The sequence below is a fragment of the Chryseobacterium limigenitum genome (genome assembly GCF_900114875.1).
Classification (GTDB): domain Bacteria; phylum Bacteroidota; class Bacteroidia; order Flavobacteriales; family Weeksellaceae; genus Chryseobacterium; species Chryseobacterium limigenitum.
Genome location: NZ_FPKW01000002.1, coordinates 163,818 through 189,522, shown reverse-complemented (window position 1 = coordinate 189,522; position 25,705 = coordinate 163,818). Strand labels below are relative to the sequence as shown.

General features: G+C 35.2%; 15 protein-coding genes and 1 riboswitch. Of the genes, 2 read left to right on the top strand and 13 right to left on the bottom strand.

The genetic code is table 11. The features are described 5' to 3' along the window. Positions 1-46: 46 nt before the first annotated feature. Positions 47-1,540, bottom strand: coding sequence for a RagB/SusD family nutrient uptake outer membrane protein (locus tag BT156_RS03520; RefSeq protein ID WP_072407290.1), 1,494 nt, complete (start codon positions 1,538-1,540; stop codon positions 47-49). Positions 1,541-1,558: 18 nt separating this feature from the next. Further along, positions 1,559-4,468, bottom strand: a complete 2,910-nt coding sequence (locus BT156_RS03515; RefSeq protein WP_072407288.1) for a SusC/RagA family TonB-linked outer membrane protein — start codon at positions 4,466-4,468, stop codon at positions 1,559-1,561. An 83-nt stretch (positions 4,469-4,551) separates the two neighbouring features. Further along, a riboswitch (SAM riboswitch) is annotated at positions 4,552-4,648 on the bottom strand. A gap of 242 nt (positions 4,649-4,890) precedes the next feature. On the opposite strand from BT156_RS03515, the gene BT156_RS03510 reads away from it, so the two are divergent. After that, positions 4,891-5,298, top strand: coding sequence for a type II 3-dehydroquinate dehydratase (locus tag BT156_RS03510; RefSeq protein ID WP_072407286.1), 408 nt, complete (start codon positions 4,891-4,893; stop codon positions 5,296-5,298). Between the two features lie 172 nt (positions 5,299-5,470). Here the strand turns inward: BT156_RS03510 and pckA are convergent, their stop codons facing one another. From pckA to rimP, 11 genes are all read right to left on the bottom strand, one after another. Further along, a complete protein-coding gene (gene pckA / locus BT156_RS03505) occupies positions 5,471-7,090 on the bottom strand; it encodes a phosphoenolpyruvate carboxykinase (ATP) (protein WP_072407284.1) in 1,620 nt (539 codons plus the stop codon). A 127-nt stretch (positions 7,091-7,217) separates the two neighbouring features. Next, on the bottom strand, positions 7,218-8,123 hold the full coding sequence (locus BT156_RS03500) for a GYDIA family GHMP kinase (protein ID WP_072407282.1): 906 nt from the start codon (positions 8,121-8,123) through the stop codon (positions 7,218-7,220). A gap of 10 nt (positions 8,124-8,133) precedes the next feature. Beyond that, complete coding sequence (gene fabD / locus BT156_RS03495) at positions 8,134-9,009, bottom strand: ACP S-malonyltransferase (RefSeq protein ID WP_072407281.1); 876 nt, start codon at positions 9,007-9,009, stop codon at positions 8,134-8,136. Positions 9,010-9,079: 70 nt separating this feature from the next. Next, the gene (locus BT156_RS03490) at positions 9,080-11,038 is read right to left on the bottom strand and encodes a LysM peptidoglycan-binding domain-containing protein (protein ID WP_072407279.1); all 1,959 of its coding nucleotides are present in this window, start codon (positions 11,036-11,038) and stop codon (positions 9,080-9,082) included. Positions 11,039-11,076: 38 nt separating this feature from the next. Next, positions 11,077-12,663, bottom strand: coding sequence for a bacillithiol biosynthesis cysteine-adding enzyme BshC (gene bshC, locus BT156_RS03485; RefSeq protein WP_072407276.1), 1,587 nt, complete (start codon positions 12,661-12,663; stop codon positions 11,077-11,079). Between the two features lie 15 nt (positions 12,664-12,678). Continuing rightward, positions 12,679-14,616, bottom strand: a complete 1,938-nt coding sequence (locus tag BT156_RS03480) for a putative porin (RefSeq protein WP_072407274.1) — start codon at positions 14,614-14,616, stop codon at positions 12,679-12,681. Between the two features lie 137 nt (positions 14,617-14,753). Beyond that, the gene (locus tag BT156_RS03475; RefSeq protein WP_072407272.1) at positions 14,754-16,184 is read right to left on the bottom strand and encodes a RagB/SusD family nutrient uptake outer membrane protein; all 1,431 of its coding nucleotides are present in this window, start codon (positions 16,182-16,184) and stop codon (positions 14,754-14,756) included. A gap of 27 nt (positions 16,185-16,211) precedes the next feature. Continuing rightward, positions 16,212-19,067 (bottom strand): SusC/RagA family TonB-linked outer membrane protein, encoded by a 2,856-nt coding sequence (locus BT156_RS03470; RefSeq protein WP_072407270.1) that lies wholly within the window; start codon positions 19,065-19,067, stop codon positions 16,212-16,214. A 304-nt stretch (positions 19,068-19,371) separates the two neighbouring features. Then, a complete protein-coding gene (gene infB, locus BT156_RS03465; protein WP_072407268.1) occupies positions 19,372-22,371 on the bottom strand; it encodes a translation initiation factor IF-2 in 3,000 nt (999 codons plus the stop codon). Positions 22,372-22,450: 79 nt separating this feature from the next. Beyond that, a complete protein-coding gene (gene nusA / locus BT156_RS03460; protein WP_072407266.1) occupies positions 22,451-23,686 on the bottom strand; it encodes a transcription termination factor NusA in 1,236 nt (411 codons plus the stop codon). Between the two features lie 16 nt (positions 23,687-23,702). After that, on the bottom strand, positions 23,703-24,170 hold the full coding sequence (gene rimP / locus BT156_RS03455; RefSeq protein ID WP_072407264.1) for a ribosome assembly cofactor RimP: 468 nt from the start codon (positions 24,168-24,170) through the stop codon (positions 23,703-23,705). Between the two features lie 217 nt (positions 24,171-24,387). Here rimP and BT156_RS03450 point away from each other — a divergent pair, with 217 nt between their 5' ends. Further along, the gene (locus BT156_RS03450; protein WP_072407262.1) at positions 24,388-25,701 is read left to right on the top strand and encodes a UDP-glucose dehydrogenase family protein; all 1,314 of its coding nucleotides are present in this window, start codon (positions 24,388-24,390) and stop codon (positions 25,699-25,701) included. Positions 25,702-25,705 lie beyond the last annotated feature (4 nt).

Below are 25,705 nucleotides of genomic sequence, written 5' to 3'. Positions count from 1 at the left end.
CCATCACATCATGCAATGGCTCTTAAAAAAAAATCAAATCAAACTATTAAAGATTCGGATTATTTTCAATCTCCTTCTGCGGAATTGAAAACAAATAATATCTGCTATTCGCAACAAACGGCGACTGATCAGGAAAAGCAAAAATCGTATGCCCTCTCCCGTTAACCGTTTTCACTACTCCGGCGGGAGTTGTAATCTGCACCTGAATGGCCTGCCCGTTTGAGTTGGTGTAAGCTTTTCTCGCGACAGTTCCCTGCGTTCTGATGATGTCTGACAATGAAAAGCCTTCTCCGAATAATTCTTTCCTTCTTTCAATTAAAACTTCTTTAATCACATCATTTTGTGCTAAAGATCCGCTATAAACATTCGCATTTCTTGCTGATTTTAATTGATTTAAAACTGTCACAGCATTGTTTACATTTCCGTTTCTGGCTTCGGCCTCAGCTTCAATTAAATACATTTCGGCAGCTCTCATGAAAACAATATCTGCAATTAAATTAGCTTTAAATTTAAACTTAGCATATCTCAAAAGCCCTTCTCTGCCGGGATTTCCGTCCCATGAGAACAGAGAATAGCGGATGTCATTCGTATCAAACAAATCTTTGAAGTAAGGATCTGCCATGAAGCTGTAATAATAACTTCCCGAAGACGAAACATCCAAAAAATGGAAAGCATAGCTCTCACCGGATTGCTCCTGCGTTTGCCCGTGTCCCCAGATCCATTCTCCGTTGCTGATGTCGTTGAAACCTTCTTTGTATTTTTCGGCAGTCATTAAAGCATATCCGTTTCTGGCAATTCTTGCAGAAGTTACAGCTTTCGTCCATTCGCCTGTATTTAGATAAACTCTTGCCAACAAACCGTTTACTACAGATCTGTCAATTTTATCTTTATTATTTCTTGTATAATTTTGAAGTAAGTTGTCCGCGTCCGTCAAATCACTTTTAATTAACGTATAAATTTCTTCCAGACTTGCTTTTTTCTTTCCGACTGAGCTTGTCGTTGTTGGTTCTGTATAAATTGGAGCCGTCAATGCATTTTTATCTTTAAAATAACTGAACTGATAAAAACTCGCCAGGTTAAAATAACAAAATGCTCTCAACGCTTTTGCCTGACCTTTCACCTGATTCTTTTTCTCTTGAGTTCCTTCTGCAGCATCAATTCTGGCGATCACATTATTCATATTATTGATCACAGAATACAACGAATTCCAGATGTAAAGAGGTCGGCTTCCTGTATTATTCACCAAATCTGTGAAAGCATAAGCTCCGGGAAAACCGTATTTATTGGTCAAAACCGCAACGTCGCTTCCCATTGCATCACTTGTTCTCAACACTGTTGAGTATCCGATGTTTGCATAGGTTGTCCCATCATCATTGAATTTTGCCCAAGTTCCGTTGATTACTGTTTCTGCACTTTCTGCCGTTTTGAAAACCTCCGCTTCATCAGCCTGATTGGTCGGAGCAGTTTCAAGATCACTTTCACAACTTATGAATGAAAATGCCGCGATTAAAGCAAAAGATAGATATTTTAATTTTTTCATTGTCTTAATTTTAAATGTTTAAAGAGTTGCCTGTAAACCGAAAGTTATCGTTCTCATCGCAGGATACCTGTAATAGGTTGTTCCGTCTAACGTTTGCTCCGGATCCATTCCTTTATGCTTGTAGAATGTTAAAAGGTTTTCTGCCTGAACATAAATTCTGAATTTTTTCAACCCTAATCTTCCAAAATAATCTGATGGAAGCGTGTAACCTAAACTCACATTTTTAATTCTAGCATACGTTCCTGAATACAAAAATCTCGATGAAGTTGAAGTCCAGTTATTGGTTGTTGTACTTAAAATCGGAACGTCTGTATTTGTATTTTCGGGCGTCCATCTGTTCAGCATTTCTGCACTCCAAGCTCGTCCTGCCGAACTTCCGTTATGCATTAACATCGTGTAATCTGTATCTAAAATCTTCCCTCCGATACTGAAAGTCACCAATGTTGAGAAATCGAAGTTTTTATACGCTAAACTTGTCGTCAAACCTCCCATAACTTTCGGAAGTGATGATCCCTGCAACGTTTTTGTAGCTTTTGCATATTCAGAAGTTGTTCCTTCTACCGCATTCCCGTTGGCATCGGTTGTAATTGTTTTCCAAAGCGGATTTCCGTTGTTAGGATCTACCCCAACCCATTCAGGAATGAAGAAATCATAGATTGAACCTCCAACCTGTAACAGTTTTGTTCCGCTTACAATTGAACCTTTCGGAAGTTTTGTGATTTCATTTTTTAAAGTACTTAAATTAAGATCAACATTCCATTCAAAATCTTTTGTTTTGATCGGAGTTGTGAATAATGAAAACTCAAAACCTGTATTTTTTAATTCGCCGATATTTGCCTGATACTCGGTGAAACCCAATGACGGCGCCAAAGGCATTCCAAATAAAAGATCTTTACTCTGGCGTTGGAAATATTCAACATTACCTTTAATCCTGTTTTTTAAAATCGCAAATTCCAGACCTACATTTAAGTTAAGGTTGGTTTCCCATTTCAAATCGGGAGTTGGTAATTTGCTGGCAACCGTTCCGCCTTCACCTAAATTATTGTAAAAAGTATACAAACTTTGGTAAGCATAATACGTGCTCAATTTGTCGTTTCCTTGCCCTCCATAACTTGCACGAAGCGTTAGTTGATTGAAGAAATTTAAATTTTTAATAAAGTCTTCATTCGAAGCTTTCCAAGAACCACCGACTGACCAAAAAGTCCCCCATCTGTTTTCAGGAGAAAATCTTGAAGATCCATCCGATCTTACCGATCCGGAAAGGAAATATTTATTCTGATAATCGTATTCTGCTTTTCCTAAGAAACTTAATAATCCCAACTTATCACTGTTTCCGCTGAAACTGCCTAACAAAGCTGCGGCATCAGGTTCGTAATAATAAGGAAGTGAAAACTGACTTCTGCTTCCTGAAATCGTTTGATATTCGTAATGATAAAACTCCTGACCACCTAAAATATTAATATGGTGCTGTCCGAATTTTTTATCGTAAGTCAAAATATTACTCGTCGTGTAAGAAAGCGTTCTTGAGTTGGTTTTCGTCACCGAACCTCCAATTTCCGCACCTTCTCCCAATAATGGATTGGTGTAATAATGGCCGTTATAATTCACCAAATCAACAGAGAAACTTGTTCTGAATTTCAGCTCCGGCAAGAAAGTAAATTCTGCAAAACCTTTTCCTGAAAAGTTATCTTCTCTGTTTTCGTTTTTATCTAAAGGCAACGTTGCGGCTGCATTTTCATTCTGCAAAGCACTTGTTGGTCTGTATTTTCCGAAATCGTAAATGTAATTTCCGTTTGAATCCAGCTTATAACTTCCGTCTGCATTTCTTTCATAATAAGGATAAAAAGACGGAATCACTCTCGCCGCATTGATCACATTATCCGTTCTTGAATCGGATGAAGGCGGTGCTTCCTGAAGACTGTTCGTGTAGGCTAAATTCGCTCCGACATTCAACCATTTTTTGACTTCAGAATTGATTTTTAATCTTGTACTGTATTTTTTAAAACCAGATTCGATCGCAATTCCTTTATCATCCAAATATCCTAACGAGAAAAAATAATTACTTTTTTCATTTCCACCGCTGAAATCTAAGTCAACCTGATTTCTTGAAGCCGTTCTTTGCAAAATATCTTTCCAGTTGTCATTCCATAAAGCGGTTGCACCTGTTAAAAGCTTCCCGTCTGTTCCGACTGGGTTGGGATAACCTTCACCATAAGGATTAATTCCCAAAGCATTCACCAAATTATCGGTTGCCATCTGCGCAGCCTGCTGAGAAGATACCTGACTTGATTTATAGCCATTTCTCAATGCTTCCCAATATAATTCGTAATATTGATCAGTACTTACCTGTTCATAATCTTTCACCGCTCTGCTTGAAAAACCCTGACTGATATTAAAATTCACTCGAGCCTCTCCTTTTTTACCGGATTTTGTCGTGATGATGATAATTCCGTTGGCTCCTCTTGAACCGTATAATGAACTTGCCGTTGCATCTTTCAAAACACTGATCGATTCAATATCGTTTGGACTGATAGAATTGATATTTCCATCAAAAGGAATTCCGTCAACTACAAATAGCGGATTGCTAGAAGCACTTACCGAACCTATTCCACGAATTCTGATCGAAGCTGTTGAGCCCGGTTGCCCTGAAGAACTTACCGCCTGAAGTCCCGGAACTTGCCCTTCCAATGCTTTTGTAATGTTCGTAACAGGTCTGTTATTGATCTTTTCACTTGAAATCGTTGCTACCGAACCTGTATAACTTGTTTTTTTAGCTTTTCCGTAAGCCACCACCACTACTTCATCTATCTCTTTTTCGCGAAGTGTATCTTTTTTTGTTTCCTGACCGTGTACGCTGATAATTCCCAAGAAAAACACAGCAACTGGCGGAATCCAAATTTTAGAATTAATTAAATTTTTGCTAATCATAATCAATTTTGTTTATCTAATATTAAAAATTTACCCTTTGCAGAAAAGTCAGCAAAGGGCATCGATAAATACGATTAACCAAATGCTTATTGTTCCTTTAAAGGCTGAATGTAACACCTTGCTTTCTGCAGGTTGTTAAGATTTCATAGGGTCAGTTCCCTCCATCTTTCTTTATAAGCCGATCGAAATATGTTTGCAAATCTAAAAACAATTAGTCTACAAAACAAGTAGACTTTAATTTTTTTAATTATAATTTTATGAAAATTAAGTTAATTTAAACTTAAAAATCATTAAAATAGACAGTTATATAAAATGTTAAATTTTTAAATATGAGAAATATCATTAAAAATAATGTAAAAGTGCATTTTCATTAAAAATGAAAAATTTGAGTCTTAATTGAAAAAAGTTTTTAATTTTATAGAATGAAAATTTTAATTGTCAATGGCCCTAATTTGAATCTTTTAGGCACAAGAGAACCCGAAATTTACGGAACAGTTTCTATGGAAGATTATTTGGAAAATTTAAGATCTGAATTTCCTGCTCATGAAATACAATATTACCAATCAAATATTGAAGGTGAGCTGATTAACAGACTTCAGGAAGATGATTTTAATGCTTTGGTGATCAATCCGGGAGCTTTTACGCATTATTCTTATGCGATTGCGGATTGTTTAAAGAATATTCAGAAGCAAAAAGTGGAGGTTCACATTAGTAATATTTACAAAAGAGAAGAATTTCGTCAGAAGTCTGTGACGGCTGCCAATACTGATGCTGTTTTGTCTGGTTTTGGAATGGATGGATATAAATTGGCGATTTTGAGTTTGAAATAATTTATTAGAATTCAAAATAAGAGATGCTTCGACTCCGCTCAGCATGACATCGCTACAAATGTACTGTTGAAAATAAACAGTTAATATTAGAAATGTCATGCTGAGCAGAGTCGAAGCATCTTAAAAATATATAAAAGAAAAATCCTCATCGCTTTGATGAGGATTTTTATTTTTAGTTTGTTGTCTGTTGCTGTAATTGAGGTCCGGAAGCAATAAGCTTTTTCCCTTCTTCGGTATTACAGTACTGATCAAAGTTTTTGATATATTTTGCAGCAAGATCTTTTGCTTTTTCTTCCCACTCAGAAACTTCATTGTATGTATTTCTAGGATCTAAAATTCCTTCAGAAACGTTTGGTAATTCAGAAGGAATTTCCAAATTCATAATAGGAATTCTAGTTTTAGGAGCATTTTCAATAGAACCGTCAATGATCGCATCAATGATTGCTCTTGTATCTTTCAGAGAAATTCTCTTTCCTGTACCGTTCCAACCTGTATTAACCAAATATGCTTTAGCTCCGTGTTCTTTCATTTTTCCAATCAATGTTTTTGAATACATTGTTGGGTGTAATGTTAAAAACGCTTCACCAAATGCAGGTGAGAAAGATGGTTCAGGTTCAGTAATTCCTCTTTCAGTTCCTGCCAATTTTGAAGTATACCCGCAAAGGAAGTGATATTGAGCCTGGTTTTCATCCAAAACAGAAACCGGAGGCAATACTCCGAACGCATCTGCAGAAAGGTAAACAATCTTGCTCGCGTGACCTGCTTTTGAAGGTAAAACGATTTTATTAATATGATAAATCGGATAAGAAACTCTTGTATTCTCAGTGATTGATCCGTCTGTATAATCAGAAACTCCATTGTTTACAACAACGTTTTCAAGAAGCGCATCTCTTTTAATTGCTCTGAAAATATCCGGTTCTTTTTCTTCAGAAAGGTCGATTACTTTTGCATAACAACCACCTTCGTAGTTGAATACTCCATTATTATCCCAGCCATGTTCGTCGTCACCGATCAAATATCTTTTAGGATCAGCTGATAAAGTAGTTTTTCCGGTTCCTGAAAGACCGAAGAAAAGAGCAACATCTCCCTCTTCACCTACGTTTGCAGAACAGTGCATTGATGCCATACCTTTCAATGGAAGGTAATAGTTCATCATTGCAAACATTCCCTTTTTCATTTCTCCACCGTACCAAGTTCCTCCGATAATCTGAAGTTTTTCAGTAAGATTAAACATCACAAAGTTTTCAGAATTTAATCCTTGAGCTTCCCAGTTCGGGTTTGTAGTTTTAGATCCGTTGATTACAGTGAAATCAGGCTCTCCGAAGTTTTCTAACTCGTAATGAGATGGACGGATAAACATATTTGTAACAAAATGCGCCTGCCAGGCAACCTCTACAATGAATCTTACTTTAAGTCTTGTATCTGCATTCGTTCCACAGAAAGCATCTACAACATAAATTTTATTAGAAGTTGAAAGCTGGTTCAACACTAATTCCTTACAAGACTGGAAAATTTCCGGAGAAGTTGGTAGATTAACTTTACCATCCCAGAAAATCGTGTCTTTTGTAACATCATCCTGTACAATGTATCTATCTTTAGGAGAACGACCTGTGAAAATTCCTGTTTTTACTGATACCGCACCAGATTCTGTAAGCTCTGCTTTCTCAAAGCCTTGGTTTTCAGGAGAAATTTCAGCCTGATATAACTCTTCATAAGAAGGATTATATTGAATTTCATAGTCTCCTTTAATCCCTAATTTTTCTAAATCTTGGATGATTTTAGCGTGTTTCATTTTACTTATATTTTCTATTTCTTTTTTGGGTTCAACAAAATTAATATTAATTAATTGTTAAAGGCACTTTAAATATAATGATATAAGTCAGATTGACAAATAAAAATAGGACTTTGTAAAATGTTGATTATAAATTAATTATATCAGACCATTCAAAAACAGTAGTAAAACCTTTTCCCCAAAAATAGTCCTTAAAGCCATCAAATTTGGCACTCATGACAAAATCTCCACCCCAGGCACCCAAACTTTTAACAAATGAAGGGCAGTCGGTAAAAAACCTTTCCTTAACTGTAGGGATTTCAAGAAAATCTGATATTTTTTGCTCATGCACTAACATTAGTTCTGAAAAATTTTCCAATTCGTTACATAGTAAAATATTTCTTGTAAGATTCGAAAATTCATCGACCAGTTTTTGAGACTTGGTTTTTGACTTGTAAAAATTGATTCCTTCACGACTATCCTGCTTCTGATTCAGGTGAATAAAAATAAGCTCATTTTTAAAAGAAGGATCGAAATTTACCCTTTCATATTTGATCTCAGGTTTACTTTGAAAAAGGATGGCAGATTTCTCTTTTGCCACGGCAATATCGTAACCGCTTCCTCCCAAACTGATGGAATTTAAATGAAAAGGATCAATTTCAGCCCATTCTCCGAGATTATTCATCAACGTAGAGCTACTTCCAAGACCATAATCGGCAGGAAACTGAAGGTTTGTCTTTAAATGATAAGAATGTGTGCTTTTGAATTTGGTTTCAGAAAGACTCTGAACGTTTTTTAAGGTTTTAAGGATAAATTCAGCACTGGAAATAATGTTGGTTTCTAAGATCTGCCAGTTTTCGTAATTAATGACAGCTTTTAACCATAATTTATTTTGATGATAGGCTTCCCAGAGAATCAGAGATTTCCCGTCTTCCTTTTCATCAAAGAAAAACTCTTGTCCTAGCTTGGTGGGTACCGCTAAGACAAGAGCTCCGTCTATCGCGAAATATTCTGAAGTAAGCATTAGCTTTCCCGGTGAAAATATCTCGCCCATATTTTTTTTATTAGATTGCAGAAGCAACGTCTACAGAACTGTCAATTTTCTTGATCAGTCCCTGAAGCGTTTTTCCTGGTCCAACTTCAACAAAGTTATTGGCTCCGTCTTTAATCATGTTTTGAACAGATTGTGTCCATTTTACGGGGCCTGTCAATTGTGCAATCAAATTTTGTTTAATCTCGTCAGGGTTTGTCACCGCTGTCGTTGTGATGTTCTGATAAACAGGAATTGTCGCTTTTCTAAATTTTGTTTTTTCAATTGCTGCCGCCAATCTTTCTTGTGCAGGCTGCATCAATGGAGAATGAAATGCACCATTCACTGGTAACAATAAAGCTCTTTTTGCGCCTGCTTCTTTTAGCTTAATGCAAGCTTCTTCAACAGCTGCTGTTTCCCCAGAAATCACCAATTGTCCGGGACAGTTGTAATTTGCGGGAACTACAATTCCGCTGATTTGTGCGCAGATTTCTTCAACTTTAGCATCTTCCAATCCTAAAATTGCTGCCATTGAGCTTGGATTTGCGTTACAGGCGTCCTGCATTGCTTTTGCTCTTTCGGAAACCAATTTCAGACCGTCGTCAAAAGATAAAACTCCGTTGGCAACTAATGCTGAAAATTCTCCTAAAGAATGTCCTGCAACCATTTCGGCTCCAAGACCGTTCACTGCTTTCAAAGCAGCTACTGAATGAATAAAAATTGAAGGCTGGGTAACCTCCGTTTTCTTAAGATCTTCATCTGCTCCATTAAACATAATGGAAAGGATATCAAACCCTAAAATTTCGTTGGCAGATTCCATCAGATCTTTTATGTCTTTTCTAGAATCGTACAATTCTTTTCCCATTCCTACGAACTGAGAACCCTGCCCAGGAAATACAAGTGCTTTCATGTATTGATTTAAAATATTATGCAAATATAAATATAAGGTTAATGTTTTTAATTAAATTGATTCAAATCATTTACGGAACCAACCTAATCACTCGATAACCTGTATTTACATAAGCTCCGTTTGCTTTAGATTTTACAAACTCAAATTTGGTCGCCAACTGAGTCTGAACTTTATTCATTTGCTTGAAAATCTCTCCTTTTTTGTTTTCTCTGGTCAACATATCATTTACGACATCAAAACCTACGATCGCATATTTAGGAGGAGTTTTGCAATATTTACTTTTATATGCTGCAAGGATTTCTTTTTCAAAACCACCATCGGCATTGATTTTTCTATCCATTAAATATACCAGATTAGCCTGACTCAGATCATCCACTTTCTTTTCGAAAACCGGAGAATAATACATACTGAAAGCTTTCACTCCCTGAACTTCTTTAGACAAAGCAATTACTTTATTGGCAAAAGCATCACCCAAAGCATCATTATCATTCGCCAAAATGGCAATAACCGGAGCAGATTGTCCCGTCATCATATTTTGATCAAGCTGAATATCTGCAGGAGAATTTACAATAATTACATTAGGATTTTTAACTGCTTTTTCCAAACCAGCTTTAATGTAGTTCGCATTATCTTTTTTAGCATCTGCAACTACATAAATTTTTTGGTCAGAATAAACACCTTTTACTTCCTCAATAATTTTATCAGCGTACGTCTGATCATTTGTTTCAACAATAATTAAATTGCTGTAATTATATAACTCCGGAGAGTTGGCAAATGGTGCAACAACCGGGATTTTTTGATTTTTAGTAAAGTCTAAAACATCTACAACGTTAGATTTAAAGAATGGGCCGATAATTAAATCCGTATTGTTAGGATTGATCTGAGTCAGTGAATTTTTAAATGACGCCTCATTTCCTGAATCCACGATTTTAACATCTAATTTCTGGCCGTTTCTCGCATTTCTTTCAATCGCCAATTTAGCGCCTGTAAGGAAATCCAAAGCCATTGTTCTGTATTGAGTTTCGTTTGTACTGTATCCGAAAGGAAGCATCAAAACTACGCTCAACGCATCACCGTTTTTCTTGATATATGCAGGATCCAGTTTTTTGATCTTTAAAACCATTCCTGTTTTTAATCCGTGAGATAAATCTGGATTCAGAGCAATAAGCTCATCAATCGACACTCCGAATTTATTTACGATAGAGAAAACGGTATCTCCCTGCACAACTGTATACGTTGCATATTCATCCTCAGAAGCGGTGCTTGTATTTGATGAATTTGAAGAAGATTTTTCACTTCCTGAATCGATAGTCGCTTTTGTGTTCGCTACCGGTTCCGCAACTGATGTATTTGATTTCTTAATTTTAATAGACTCGCCCGGCTTTAAACCTTTTTCCTCCAATCCTGGATTTAAGGCAAAAAGTTCTTCTTTAGTGACATTAAACTGTTTTGAAATTCTATAATAATTGTCTTTTGCCTGAACAACATACAAAATATTATTATCAGCAGGAACATTAGACGTATCAGCAACCGTAATTTTCTCTGCAGGTTTTACCTCTGTATGAGTTGTAACGGCAGCCTGTGCCTGCTCACCACCATATTTTTTGATGCTGTCAAGAGGCAATGTGATCTCATCTCCGATCTTCATGTGAGAATCCAATTCTGGATTTAATTTTCTCAAATCAGTTTCTGAGATGCGGTATTGTTTTGTGATGCCGTAAACAGTTTGTTTAGGCTGCAAAATAATTCTGCCAGTCTTAGAATTCGGTTTAGCTTTTTCAACAACAGTCACAGTTGTTTTAGGAACTGAAGGTGTAGCCGTTTTATCAGATTTAACCGTAACAACGTCTCCAATCGCCAACTTTCCGTCTTTAAACTTTGGATTTAGTTTTAGCAATTCATCTACAGTTATTCCGTATTTTTTGGCAATATTATAAGGATTGTCCCCTTTTACAACGGTGTGAGATTTCTGAGCAGACATGCCCAAAAACATACATAAACTGGATAGAATAAAAAACCTCTTTATCATAGTCGATAATTATAATTTACAAAAATACTTCTTTAAAATTAAATGGCAACAATTATTAATTTTGAATCTTGAACCACCATCTCTTCCAAACAAGTTTCAAGCCACGAATATCCATAATCTGCGAAAAATACACTAAAATTATAAACTCTTTCCTGCCAGGTCTTAGAAGGGTGTACATCTAAAAATAGTTTTTCCAGTCTTTCCAACAATTCGCTCTGTTTGATTTTCTCAGCGTGAAGAAGACGTTTTTTCATTCTTTTGAATGATTTCAATTGTCTTATTTCTTCAGCTTTTACCATATTGCCAAAAGACTTTTCAGTGGTTTCAGCGATTGATTTTAATTCAGAAAAACTATTTGTAAGAATATTTTCCTCTTTTTCCAATAACTCTAAGATAGCATTATTGCTTAAAACCTTATTATTTGTAATTGTAGTAAAGTTTTGGAAAAAATCTTCAATTTTTAAATCCAATTTTTCAACTTTCCCGATTGTTTTCTCGTTTAAAAATAACATTGAATTTCTCGGAATTAAAACAGGAAACGGAATATTGATCTTTGTGAAATAATCTTTCAGTTCCAGCCAATACATGATCTCTGCATTTCCTCCGATGTACGCCAAATTCGGCAAAACTTTTTCCTGATACACCGGACGCATCAACGCATTGGGACTGAATCTTTCTGGATGATTTTCCAATTCATTCAAAATTTCTTCTTTAGTGAATTGAATATTTTTATCAACAACGATATAATTTTGTCCATCAAAATCAATTCTGTCTCTCGTTTCTGAAAAGTAAAACAAATTGATCTCACGAGGATTTACCTGAACTTTACCATACTTTTCAGTCAGAAAATCAACTTTATCTTTTGATGTTTCATGCAGACTGAAATTAAGAAGTTCATCTTTAAAAATATCTTTTATCTGCGTTTTAAGCTCTTTAGAATCTCCATCAATAATCAGCAAACCAAGATCTGAAAAAAGCCTGTTAACCAGAGTTTGAATAGCTTGAGTAAGCGTATTTCCAACTTTGTAAGCTTCTTTCAACATTAAAATCAATTCAGTTCCAAAAACAGAATCTTTAAATTCTTTTTCAAATTCTGAAATGAAAAATGTGTCGCTGATCTTTATTCTTCCAACCGGACCACCAGACTTTTCATTAATTTCATAATAATTATTGTCCGTTTTAAAATGGTTGATCTCGGCAAAATCATGATCTTCCGAAGCCATCCAATACACAGGAACAAAATTAAAATCAGGGAAACTTTGTTTTAAATAAGAACAGGTTTTAATCGTCTGCAATATTTTGTACACAAAGAAAACAGGCCCGGAGAATAGGTTCAGCTGATGACCCGTTGTGATTGTAAAAGTATTAGGCTGTTTTAAATTATCTAAATTTTCCTTTTGCTTTGATGAAAGTTTTAAATCTTTTAATTGGTCTTCAAGCGTATCAAATAAAACGTTTCTTTGGTCTTGCGAAAAAGAATCCTGTTTAAGATGAATCTGCTTTTTAAAATTATCAAAAGAAAATGTTTTTTCTTCGAAACCTTCAATTTTGTGATTCAAAAAATCTTTGATCAATTGAGGAATGCTTTCTATATCGTTAAATGATATTTTATTAATTGTTTTCAACTTTGATGTATAATATTAGTTGAACAAATACCAAACAATCCCAAGATTCAGTCTGAAATCATAGACCGGATAATGTGGAAATGCATAGGCTTGATTGTGTGCAATAAGTGTCCCGATCTGCTGACCTTCAACAAAGAAAAACATTTTTTTAACCTTCATGTTAAAATAAACATCCGCGATCGGCTGTCCGCCAATTGAAAATGAACTTGAGTTGGGTAAAAGATATTCGTTCAGTATCGGGGAATAATCTCTTGATGCAAATTTTGAGAAATAGTATACTTTAATTCCCGCCTGAATTTCTGCAGCATTTTTGAAAGCTTTAGACTGATAAAAAATATTCGCTCTACCAATAAAACTTGGCATTGGCAACAAGTCTTTATTCGTTAAGGCATTTTGGAACTGTACCCTTGTATTCAGGTGAAAACGGCCGTAAGTAAAGGTTGCATCTCCTCCTATTTGTGAAATATTCAGCGAACTGTCACTTTGTTTTGGTGCTGCAAACTGATCGAAATACGTATAGTTATCAATTCTGAAATAGTTTACAAATAGCTCTGTTTTGAACCATTTTAGGTTTACATTTCCTCCGATTTCTGTGATCGCCTGATTTTTTGCATTTTGAAGATAATAATTAAAATTATTATAGTTCGATGTATTTAAAAGATAGTTGAATGACGGATAGACACTTTGAAAATTAACCTTAGCATTTACAAAATAATCTTTTATCGGTTCAAATTTAAGGTTATTCGTAGTTTTTAAATAAGTTCCGAACTGGCTTCCGTTTGAAAATTCAAGGAATGAATTCAACTGTATTTTATCTAAAAGTTTTACCTGAAGATTTCCTACCGCTCCAATTCTGTTTTCTTTGATTTCGTTTGGAATTTCTAAGATTGGTAACGTAATCGGAGTTGCACCAAATTTCAGCATTTGATAACGCACCCCTGCATCAAGTTTGAATTTTTCATTATCCCAAACTAAACTAACCGTGTTACTTAAATTATCCGAATATTTTTTTGTTGAAAGAGGGAAACCGGTAACAATTTCCTGTGGTGCATCATACCAGTAAGGTTCCAACTGCCCCTGGGCATAATAATATTTATTCCCTTGATGAAAGATCGTATGCCTAATCCTAAAAGGGTATTTCTCTGAATTGAAAGGCGAAAACTGATGGCTTAAATAGTATCTTCTATATGAATACTGCGAACTGCTGGAAGCCAAATTAACCTGAGCATTTTGTCTGTTTCTGTAATCACTGTCTCCACTTTGGAAAAGGTTATCTTCAACAATTCCTCCATTTTCCTGATTGTTTACGTTTTGGTGTAAATAATGCGCGAACAATTCATAGTTACCGCTTTTGGAAACATAGTGTCCGGAAAATAATGTGTTGTTATTGGCAGCCAAGAAGTTTCGGTACATTCCCTGAGAACGCAATCCCATATATTCCAGAGCAAAATTGAATCTTTTACCTATGTTTTGAGTATAAGTTGATTTTAAAGCAGCTCCATTTTTCATTGCATTATGATAAACAAACGTAGCCGTTGGCGTTTTTACATCGTAATACTGAACATCATTGATGCCTATAATTCCGTACGATTTGTTCTCCGGTAATAAGGATAGGTTCTGTTCAGCGTTTACTTCATAAGACAACGGATTAAAGCCAGCCCCAATATTGGCAACCTGTACTTTCCCAAAATTATCTTTATTGTTATACTGTGAAAAAATATAAGTCTTTTCAAAAGTCATCACTGTATCAAACACCTTTTTTTCTGAAAACTGTGTCTGATATTGATAATCGTTAATGGTAGGCTTAAATATTTTTAAGGAATCTTTTTTTCCAGAGTCAACCACCAAAGTATCCGCCGGATTTTCTTTAAGTTTATTAGAGTCTGTTTTATTAACCACCTGAGCTTTAGAAATAAGGCTGAAGAAGGTTATTATAAAAAGTATGTACTTCATATGTTCGTTTATATTGTTCAAAAAGTCACATGCAACATGAAGTTCTCATATAAAATTTTGTACAGCAAAAATAAGAAATAAAAGGAAATAAAAAACCCTGCTTAGAGCAGGGTTTAAATTATATGATTATTGTTGGATTAATAACCGGGATATTGAGCAATATTTGGATTACTTAACATCTCACTTTGAGGAACAGGGAACGCCTTAAATTGATACTTTGTAGGATCTAACGCAACTCCTGTTTGTGGGTTTGTGAATCCTAAATTATTTCTCTTCAAGTCACGATATCTAAATCCTTCTAAGAATAGTTCAACATCTTTTTGAAATAAAATCTCTTGTAATAAAGCCTGCCCAGTACCTGCAAAAACGTATCCTGGTGCTCTATATGTTGAGACATATGTATTTAACTTAGCTAATGCAGAGGTTGGATTAGTATAATAAAGAGCTTCTAACTGGTTAAATACCGCTTCAGATTTTCTCATTAATATAACATCTGTACCAATTGCAGTATATTTAGCAACATCTACAGGTTTCGGAGTATCTGGAAAAGCAGCCAGAGATGGTGAGCCAACACCAGTTAATCTAAACCAAGTATTTCTCCTAACATCCGCAGTTGAAAGTTTATCGTAAAATGCTCTTGTGGCAAAATTTTGTCTATATGTTCCTCCAGAATACCAAGTTGCTATAATAGCATCATTAGAACTTGGCAAATCTTTATCATTAAATTCTAGTCGGAAGATAGTTTCAGGATTACTTCCTTCATTAGCAGTAGTAAACATAGTTGGAGCTGATGTAGTAGTAGCAATTGTCGAAAAAGTATTATTGCTTAAAACTTTTTGAGCATAAGTATCTGCCATTCCATAATTTTTGACTGCAAGATAATATCTTGAGAATAAAATATCTACAGCAACATTATTTATTAATCTCTTATCTTGATTCAATATTTTCCCTTCTGCCGCTTGTAGATCGGCAAGAACTTGATTATAAACCTGAGTTACAGTAGCTCTTGGTAATTTTGCATTTACATCTACTTTCAATGGAAGAGGAACTCCTAAATCTTGATTCCCATTTCCTGAAACTTCTGAAAAGTGAGTAACCAAATCATAAAAAGCCATAGCTCTTACAGCGTGAGCTTGAGCGAATAAGCTTTCAGGTGTATTAGTTGTATTAATATCATCCTGAATTTGTCCTTCATAGCTTAATACAAAATTAGCATTTGCAATAATAGAGTACAAACTTCCCCAAAGATTTGCAAAATCAGCTTGCTGTCTTACATAATATGATAAATCAACTTGTCTTGTTCCCGCAAATCTATTAGAGTTTCTAAGGCTGACAAAACTATTATCAGCTAAAAGCTCATTTAATGTAGGAATTAATGCTCCATAAGAATTTGTACTTTGCATTGAATTATGTAATCCCGCAATTGCAATTTCAAGAGTCTTTTCATTTGTAATACCTTGATTAAGCTCGACAGTCACCTGAGGTTTCTCATCCAAGAAATCTTCGCTACAAGACACAAAAAAAGTAGCAAAAACTATAGGAGCAATTATATATTTAAATTTTTTCATATGATTAATTATTTATTATTTTTTTAATTAGAAATCTATACTAAACCCTAACATATACTGTCTTAGATTCGGTTGCGTCTGATCATACACACCTAGGTTTGAAGCCGTATAAGTAAATGCATTTGAATTTGATTCTGGATCAAAATAAAGATTCTTATCAAAAGCATAAGTATATAAGTTAATACCTCTTGCATATACATATATTCCATTAATCCCCTTAATGTTAAGGGCATCTTTAGTAAATCTATATCCTAATTCAATATTTCTTAATCTTATGTGATCACCATCAAATAAATATCTGGTAGATGCAGCATTAGCATTTTTATTACCACCATATACATATTTTGGTTGAGAAGCATTTGTATTATCAGTAGTCCAAGAATCATATAAAGCTGATGACAACTGATTTAAATAACCATACTGCCCACTAGAATCGTAAACAAATGCCCATCTATCATATACAGAATAATTACCTTGATAATTTATTAAAAATGATAATTTAAGATTTTTATAATTTAATTCATTATACCAACTTCCAATATGAGTAGGCAATGCATGTTTTCCTGTAAAAGATAACTTTGCAAGCCCTGAATTATTCGTGGTAGCTGTTTTTGTATCATCAGTATACCAAAGTGGATCTCCGTTTTTAGGATCAACTCCTGCCCATAATCTCATGTAAAATTCAGTAGGATTATGACCTGGCAACCAAGCTTTATTCCCGTCAATAGCTGTAGGGTTTACCTCACCGTTTAAGCTTTTAATTCTACTATCATTATAAGAATAATTAAACTTTGTATTCCAACTCAATCCCTCAGCACTTCCTACTCTAAATCCTAAAGTTGCTTCCAAACCTTTTGAATATGAATCCGCTAAGTTTTTAGTCAAAGTTGTAAACCCTGTAGAAGCAGGATTAGGAACATTAAATATCTGATCAGTATTATTATTTCTATAAACCTCAACTGTTCCATAGATTGATCCATTTTTACCAAAAGTGAAATCTAATCCAATATTTGATTTATCCGATTTTTCCCAGTATAAACCTTCAGCTGGAGCAACATTTGAAATAAATCCTGCATTGTTTGAAATATAAGATGAGTTATATGAATATTGGTCAATTTTTGCGTAAGGTCCTGCAGCCTGGTTTCCATTTTGTCCATAACTAGCTCTCAACTTCAAACTCTTAAAGAATCCAGGAAGTATACCAGCTTTACCAAAATCAAAACTTAAACCAGTCCCCCAGAAGTTACCATAATAATCAGTAAATCCTGTATAACCATCTCTTCTAAAAGACCCTGCTAAAGTCAAGTACTTATTAAATGTATATGATACTCTTCCTACATATCCAACTAAACTTCTAAAGTCAGCACTACCTGTCATATCAACAGCATTAGTTCCCGCGTCGGCATATTTAATTCTTGTTCCAGCCGGGAATCCTTGTTTTTGAGAACTATTAAATTCACGTTCAGTTCTAGTTGCCTCAAACCCAACAGAAACGGATACATCATGCTTTTCTGCAAAAACTTTATTAAAGTGAACAAAGTTGTACCAGTTCCATGTAAAATAATTATTAAAAGTCCTATATAAATTACCATTCCCATTTGTATCTCCAGCGTTTAGACCATCTCCAAAATCTGGGTTCCAATATAATAATTCATTACCAGATGTATAATCTAGTCCAAAATTAGATGTATATCTAAAATTTGGTAGAAATTGATAATCAGCACCTACACTAGTAATAATCTTATTGAAAATCCCTTTTTCTAGATTCTCATTCTGAATACCAACTGGGTTAAAGGTTGCGTTGATATAATAAAGATTTGTATTATAAGATCCATCAGGATTGTAAATTGACTGCGTAGGAGACATTAGCCTTCCAGTAAATGTTGGGTTACCAAATGAAGATCCATCTGTTGCTCCTTTTTGAACTGAACGAGATAAATTAATCGACATATTAAACTTAAGCTTGTCACTCGCTTTCCAATCAGCTCTTAATGCTCCATTATATCTATCAAATTTAGAATCTCTAGAAATCCCTTCTTGTTGTAAATACCCCATTGAAGCATAAATTGAAAGATTTCCTACACCTCCAGAATAATTTACATTATATCTACTGAAAGCTGGATTAGCTCTTCTTACAGCTTTATTCCAGTCATAGTTAGAAACCCCATCCCATGCATACTCAGATTGAGCGATGTCATACCCATCTTGCAAATCAGCAGCTTGTCCTGCATTAAATAAACTTAAACCGAACAATTTTGTAGACTCCTCTGCATTAAGCATTTTAAACTTTTCAAAGGCAACATCTCCTGCACCAATTTCAGTAGTAAAATTAATATCAGACTTCCCTTTTTTACCAGACTTAGTAGTAATTACAATTACTCCATTTGCACCCCTAGAACCATACACAGCAGTCGCAACACCATCCTTTAAAACTTCAATATTATCAATATCAGCAGGATTAATTAAAGACAATGCATTTTGTGAGGTTAACAATCCTGAGATATCACCTGAAGGAATTGGAACTCCATCTAAAATATATAAAGGATTATTTCCTGATGTTAATGATCCTAGACCTCTAATTAGAGTAATTGAATTTGCACCAGGCTGTCCACTACTAGCTGTAGACATTAGCCCTGTTACCTGCCCTTGAAGAGCTCCTTCAATTGAAACAGCGGAAGGTCTTTCTAATTGGTCTGCTTTAACCTTTACACTAGCTCCAGTAATTTGCTCTGCTGTCTGTCTGATACCATAAGACCCAGTGATTATTACTTCTTCAATTTTAGTTTCTTTCGGGACTGTATCCTTCTTAGTTGTTTGCGCAAAAGCAGCCTGTCCTAAGAAAAACAAAGCTCCCGCACTTAATACACGTAGTTTAACATTCATATTAACAAATTTTAATATATTTTAATGGGCAAATATGTTAATAAATATTAACACTTGCAAGTTTTTCAACAACATATATGTTAGTTTTTTTTAAGGGAAACTCTAAATTTTATATAAAATAAATAAGATTCAACAAAAATTGACAGTTATTATTTCATAAAATGTATTTTTTATAGACCAAAAAATACATTTAACATATTTTTTTTAAAACTTTAAATATTATTTAGAATTATTACAAATTACTACTTAAAAAAATAAAAAAACCACTTTATAAAAAAGTGGTTTTCATATAGTTAAAAACTAATTATTTCAATTTCTTCTTAACAGCTACTTCTTCGTAAACTTCAAGAATATCACCGTTTTCGATGTCATTATAGCCTTTTAAGTTCAATCCGCATTCGTAACCTTTTGTTACTTCTTTTACGTCATCTTTAAAACGTTTTAAGCTTTCAAGCTCACCATCAAATTTCACGATTCCATCACGAAGTACTCTTACTTTAGACTGTCTCGTAACCTTTCCTGAAAGAACCATACAACCGGCAATTGTTCCAACTTTTGAAATCTTGAAGACTTCTCTAATCTCAACATTACCAATCACCTGCTCTTTAATCTCAGGAGAAAGCATACCTTCCATAGCTTCTTTAACTTCGTCAATAGCAGCGTAGATTACAGAATATGTTCTGATCTCAATCTCTTCTCTATCTGCCAATTCTTTAGCGTTACCACCGGCTCTTACATTAAATCCGATAATAATTGCATCTGAAGCAGTTGCTAGGTTAACGTCAGACTCAGTGATCTGTCCAACACCTTTATGAAGAATGTTTACATTAATCTCAGCAGTAGATAATCTCTGTAACTGATCAGATAATGCTTCAACTGAACCATCAACGTCACCTTTCAAGATAATATTCAATTCCTTGAATTCACCAAGAGCAATTCTTCTACCAAGTTCTTCAAGCGTTGTATGCTTCTTAGTTCTGATAGAAAGTTCTCTTTGAAGCTGCTCTCTCTTGTTAGCAATAGTTTTAGCTTCACCTTCATCTTCATATACTTTAAACTTATCACCAGCTGTCGGAGCTCCGTCTAAGCCTAAAATAGTTACCGGAATAGATGGGCCTGCTTCTTTAAGGTTTCTACCTCTCTCGTCAAGCATTGCTTTTACCTTACCGTGGTTTTTACCTGCAACTACATAATCTCCTACTCTTAAAGTACCTGTTTGCACCAACATTGTAGCAACATAACCTCTTCCTTTATCTAATGAAGCTTCAATAACAACACCTTGAGCATTTCTATCAGGATTAGCCTTTAAAACAAGCATTTCTGCCTGAAGTAAAACTTTTTCCAATAAAATATCCATGTTATTACCAAATTTCGCAGAAATCTCTTGTGCCTGAACATTTCCTCCCCACTCTTCCACTAAGATATTCATCCCGGAAAGTTGCTGACGGATATTATCCGGATTTGCACTTGGTCTATCTACTTTATTTATCGCAATAATCATTGGTACTCCAGCAGCCTGTGCGTGAGAAATAGCTTCTCTCGTTTGAGGCATCACATCATCATCCGCCGCAATTACAATAATTGCAATATCCGTGATTTGAGCACCTCTGGCTCTCATTGCTGTAAAGGCTTCGTGACCCGGTGTATCTAAGAATGTAATTCTCTGACCGTTTTCCAACTTCACGTTGTAAGCACCAATGTGTTGAGTAATCCCTCCTGATTCACCAGCAATAACGTTTGTCTTTCTGATGTAATCAAGTAATGACGTTTTACCGTGGTCAACGTGACCCATTACTGTAACGATTGGAGCTCTTGGAGAAAGATCCTCCTCAGTATCCATATCTTCTTCAGATTCTACCTCTTCAAGGTCTGCATCTGAGAATTCTATTTTATAACCAAATTCATCTGCAACTAATAATAAAGTATCAGCTTCAAGTCTTTGGTTCATTGTTACCATCACACCTAGTGAGAAACAAGCAGAAATTACTTCTGTTGCACTTACATCCATCAAACTTGCCAATTCTCCGACAGTGATAAATTCTGTAACTTTTAGTGAAGTATCTCTTGCATCTGCTTCCTGCTGACGCTCATCCTGCTCTCTACGGTAAGTTCTTTTATCTTTTCTGTGTTTAGCAGATTTAGATTTACCTCCTTTATTGGTTAATTTCTCAAGGGTTTCCTTGATCTGGTTTTTAACTTGCTCGTCTGTTAATTCAACAGGCATCGTTCTTTGACCAGGTCTGTTGTTGTTTCCAGGACCGCCTGGTCCTTTTTTGAAACCACCACCTTGTCCTGGTGGACGGTTACCTTGGTTATTTCCAAAACGAGGCCCACCTTGACCACCTTGTCCTGGTGGACGGTTTCCTTGACCACCCTGTCCTGGAGGACGGTTTCCTTGAGGACCACCTTGTCCTTGCGGACGGTTTCCTTGAGGACCGCCTTGGTTGTTATTATTTCCTCCTTGCTGATTGTTTCCTGTGTTTGGCTGATTCGGCCCCCCAGGTTTTTCAATCCTTTTTCTTTTCTTTTTAGCCCCAGAATTAGGTTTTGGAGCAAACTGACTTAAGTCAATTTTTTCACCAACAATTTTAGGTCCGTCAAGTTTTTGATAAACCGTTTCAATTTTTTGAGACTCTTGAGGTTGTTCAGTTTCTTCTTTTTTAGGCTGCGCTTTTACCTCAACAGGTTTAGCTACGGGCTCTACAACGGGTTTTGGAGCTTGTTTCACAGGCTCAACTGGTTTTTCCTCCGCTTTTTTATCTTCCACTTTAGGTTTATCTTTTTTTACAGGTCTATTTCTAGATTCTATCTGAGACAAGTCTATTTTATCCAGAACTTTGAATTCCTGTTTTTCTTTTTCAGGAGCTGCCTTCACTTCTGGTTCAGGCGTTGGTGTTGGTGGTACAACTACTTCTTCTACTTTCTTTTCTTCTACCACTACCGGCGCTACTGCTGCAGGAGCAACAGGAGTTTCTTCAACTTCAGGCTTTTTAGGCTCCAAGTCTATTTTACCTAAAATTTTAGTTTCCGGTTTATTAGCTTTAGCTCTTATTACTTCAGGGGTTCTCTTTTCTTCAATTTCCAGTTTTTCCTCCGGAACTTTTGTGATCACCACCTCATGAGAAGCTTTACGTTGCTCGCCATCTTTGGCAAACTCAGCTTCCAATGCAGAATATGCCGCTTCTTCTAATTGAGCGTTAGGATTGCTTTCAACCTCGATACCTTTAGCCTGTAAAAATTCTACTAATCTGGACATCGAAATATTGAATTCCTTAACCGCTTTATTTAATCTTATTTTTGGCATCTATTATATTTACTATTTTTTTTAATTCTTAAAATTAAAGTATTTCTTTTTACTGATTATTAAAATTTATTCAAAAATCTTAACTTTCAAATTCTTCTCTTAGAATACGTTTTACATCTTCAATCGTTTCCTCTTCCAAGTCAACCATTTTAATAAGACTCTCCGTATCTTTATCTAATACTGATTTCGCAGTAGTAAGACCTACTTTCTTAAATTCATCCAGAATCCACTGTTCGATATCGTCATTAAATTCTCTCAATTCAACATCATCATCTTCGCTAGACTCTCTAAATACATCAATCTCATATCCCGTTAACCAAGAAGCCAGTCTGATATTCTGTCCTTGCTTACCGATAACTTTAGAAATCTCTTCAACAGGGGTATAAACCAAAGCATAATTGGTTTCCTCGTTGATGTCAATTTTATTGATGGTAACATTTCCTAAAGCTCTCTTCACTAAAATCTCAGGGTTTTTAGACCACTGAATAACATCGATGTTTTCATTTCTCAACTCTCTTACAACTCCGTGAATTCTTGATCCTTTAACACCCACACAGGCACCAACAGGATCTATTCTGTCATCATAAGCATCTACTGCGATCTTCGCCTTTTCACCAGGAATTCTTACTACCTTTTTCAATATAATAGTACCGTCTTGGATCTCAGGAATTTCCAGCTCTAATAACTTCTCTAGGAATTTAGGTGCAGTTCTGGAAATAATAATCTGAGGTTTTGAACCTTTAAAATCTACTGATTCTACAATAGCTCTGATATTTTCACCTTTTTTAAAGAAATCGGAACTGATCTGATTTTCTTTAGGCAAAATAAATTCATTCTCTTCATCATCCAACAAGATCACATGCTTGTGACGGATGTGGTGAATTTCACCGATAACGATCTCACCGATTCTGTCTCTAAACTGCTCGTACAACATTGCGTTGTTGTGCTCCTGCAATTTAGTTGCTAAAATCTGCTTCAAAGTAAGGATATTTCTTCTTCCCAACTGAGCAACAGGAATTTCCATAGTGAAATCCTCGCCCACTTCGAAAGTAGGGTCTATCTTCTTCGCCTCAGAGATCTCAATTTCCAAATCATCGTCTTCCGACATTTCGTCCTCTACAATCGTTTTATTTAAAAATATCTGAAAATCTCCTTTATCCGGGTTCACAATTACATCAAAATGATCATCTGAATCAAATCTTTTTCTCAAAAGAGTCTTCAGTGAATCTTCAATAATCGCCATAAGATCAATCTTACTGATCCCCTTTTCGTCTTTAAAATCACCAAAGGATTCAATCAACGCTATATTATCCATTTATTCTTTTTTCTTTTTAAAATTTAATTGCTACTAATGCTTTTTTAATCTCAGAGTACGGAATTTCTTTTTCCTCCTCCACATCTACTTTACCTTTACCTACTTCTTTCGGTTTTCGGTAACGTAAAATAAGAGTGATCTTTTCGTCGTCTACTTTAGACAGCTCCCCTTCAATCTCAGAAGAATCTGTAAGTAAAACTTCGATGTCTCTTCCTAGATTTTTATTGAATTGTCTTGGAGTTGCCAAAGGCTCGCTTAATCCCGCAGACATCACCTGTAAGCTGAAATCATGTTCTTCGCGATCCATATTGAATTCTATTGCACGACTTGCATCAAGGCAGTCTTGCAACGTAACTCCGTTGTCTCCATCCAAAATCACCGTAATATCATCCCCTGCCGAAAATTTTAAATCAATAAGAAATAAATCTTTTCTTGTGTCAAGGAATTCATTTAATAATTCTTCAATTTTTTTTCTAAACTCCATAAATAATATTAACCTTGGTTTACCTGTACGAAAAAAGGCTTTCTTCCGAAGCCTTCTCATTTTTTTCCGTAAATCCAATGCAAATATACAATTATTTTCTAAAAAAGCAAAATCTCTTATAATCAAGCAGGTAACTTAATATAGATTTACATTAAATTAAAAGACCTGATGAAAGTATTTTTACTATTTTTGTCCTGAATTTTAAAAAACATACATTTTGAATATAACGATTGTAGGTACAGGTTATGTAGGATTAGTTACAGGGACTACCCTAGCAGAACTTGGCAATTCAGTATACTGTGTAGATATTGATGAAAAAAAAGTAGAAGGTATGAAAAACGGCATAGTTCCCATCTATGAGCCGAACCTTGAGGAAATGTTTCTAAGAAACATTCAATCTGAAAGATTATTTTTCACTACCAATTTAAAAGAAGCTTTAGACAAAAGCGAAGTTGTATATCTGGCATTACCCACTCCTCCGGGAGAAGACGGCTCGGCAGACCTTTCTTACGTTTTGAAGGTTGCTAACGATATTGGTGAATTAATGACAGAATACAAAGTTGTTGTTAATAAAAGCACCGTTCCCGTTGGTACTGCAGATCGAGTAAGCGAAGTAATTGCTTCAAAAACAAACATTCCTTTCGATGTAGTTTCTAATCCAGAATTTTTAAGAGAAGGTTTTGCTGTTGAAGACTCCATGAATCCTGCAAGAGTCGTTGTAGGATCGAGTTCTGAAAAGGCGAAAGATATTATGGCTAAAATTTACCAGCCATTTACCAACACTGGTATTCCTATTATATTTATGGATGAGAAGTCATCTGAATTAACGAAATATGCTGCCAATTCTTTCCTAGCCGTGAAAATCACATTTATGAACGAAATTGCAAACTATTGTGAAAAAGTAGGCGCAGACGTTGATAAAGTAAGACTAGGAATGGGAAGTGATGACAGAATCGGCCACAGATTTCTATTCCCTGGAATCGGATACGGTGGAAGCTGTTTCCCTAAAGATGTAAAAGCATTAATAAGATCAGGAAAACAAGAAGATTTTAATTTTCAAATCCTGGAAGCGACTGAAAATGTGAATATTGCTCAAAAAGTAATTTTAGTTTCAGAAATTGAAAAATATTTCGGAGGAAGTGTTGAAGGAAAAACAATCGCCATGTGGGGATTAGCTTTTAAAGCCAATACAGACGACATTCGTGAAGCCTCTTCTCTAGATAACATTGATCTTTTACTAAAAAAAGGCGCAAAAATTGTTGCATATGATGCTGTTGCGGAAGAAAATGTTAAAAAAATTCTAGGCGACAAAATACAGTATGCTAAAGGTATGTATGATGCATTGGAAAATGTAGACGCTTTATTCATCGCAACAGAATGGCCTGAGTTTAAAAATCCAAATTTTGAACTGATGGCAAAAAAAATGAAAAATAAAGTTATTTTTGACGGAAGAAATATGTACCCATTGGAAATCCCGGAACAAAACGGATTCCATTATAAGAGTATAGGCAGAAAGACCATTTCAAAATAATCAG

What these genes read in the sequence shown, in the direction of transcription:
- BT156_RS03520 (WP_072407290.1), bottom strand. Translation starts at nt 1,540, where the DNA reads ATGAAAAAATTAAAATATCTATCTTTTGCTTTAATCGCGGCATTTTCA.
- BT156_RS03515 (WP_072407288.1), bottom strand. Translation starts at nt 4,468, where the DNA reads ATGATTAGCAAAAATTTAATTAATTCTAAAATTTGGATTCCGCCAGTT.
- BT156_RS03510 (WP_072407286.1), top strand. Translation starts at nt 4,891, where the DNA reads ATGAAAATTTTAATTGTCAATGGCCCTAATTTGAATCTTTTAGGCACA.
- pckA (WP_072407284.1), bottom strand. Translation starts at nt 7,090, where the DNA reads ATGAAACACGCTAAAATCATCCAAGATTTAGAAAAATTAGGGATTAAA.
- BT156_RS03500 (WP_072407282.1), bottom strand. Translation starts at nt 8,123, where the DNA reads ATGGGCGAGATATTTTCACCGGGAAAGCTAATGCTTACTTCAGAATAT.
- fabD (WP_072407281.1), bottom strand. Translation starts at nt 9,009, where the DNA reads ATGAAAGCACTTGTATTTCCTGGGCAGGGTTCTCAGTTCGTAGGAATG.
- BT156_RS03490 (WP_072407279.1), bottom strand. Translation starts at nt 11,038, where the DNA reads ATGATAAAGAGGTTTTTTATTCTATCCAGTTTATGTATGTTTTTGGGC.
- BT156_RS03480 (WP_072407274.1), bottom strand. Translation starts at nt 14,616, where the DNA reads ATGAAGTACATACTTTTTATAATAACCTTCTTCAGCCTTATTTCTAAA.
- BT156_RS03475 (WP_072407272.1), bottom strand. Translation starts at nt 16,184, where the DNA reads ATGAAAAAATTTAAATATATAATTGCTCCTATAGTTTTTGCTACTTTT.
- BT156_RS03470 (WP_072407270.1), bottom strand. Translation starts at nt 19,067, where the DNA reads ATGAATGTTAAACTACGTGTATTAAGTGCGGGAGCTTTGTTTTTCTTA.
- infB (WP_072407268.1), bottom strand. Translation starts at nt 22,371, where the DNA reads ATGCCAAAAATAAGATTAAATAAAGCGGTTAAGGAATTCAATATTTCG.
- nusA (WP_072407266.1), bottom strand. Translation starts at nt 23,686, where the DNA reads ATGGATAATATAGCGTTGATTGAATCCTTTGGTGATTTTAAAGACGAA.
- rimP (WP_072407264.1), bottom strand. Translation starts at nt 24,170, where the DNA reads ATGGAGTTTAGAAAAAAAATTGAAGAATTATTAAATGAATTCCTTGAC.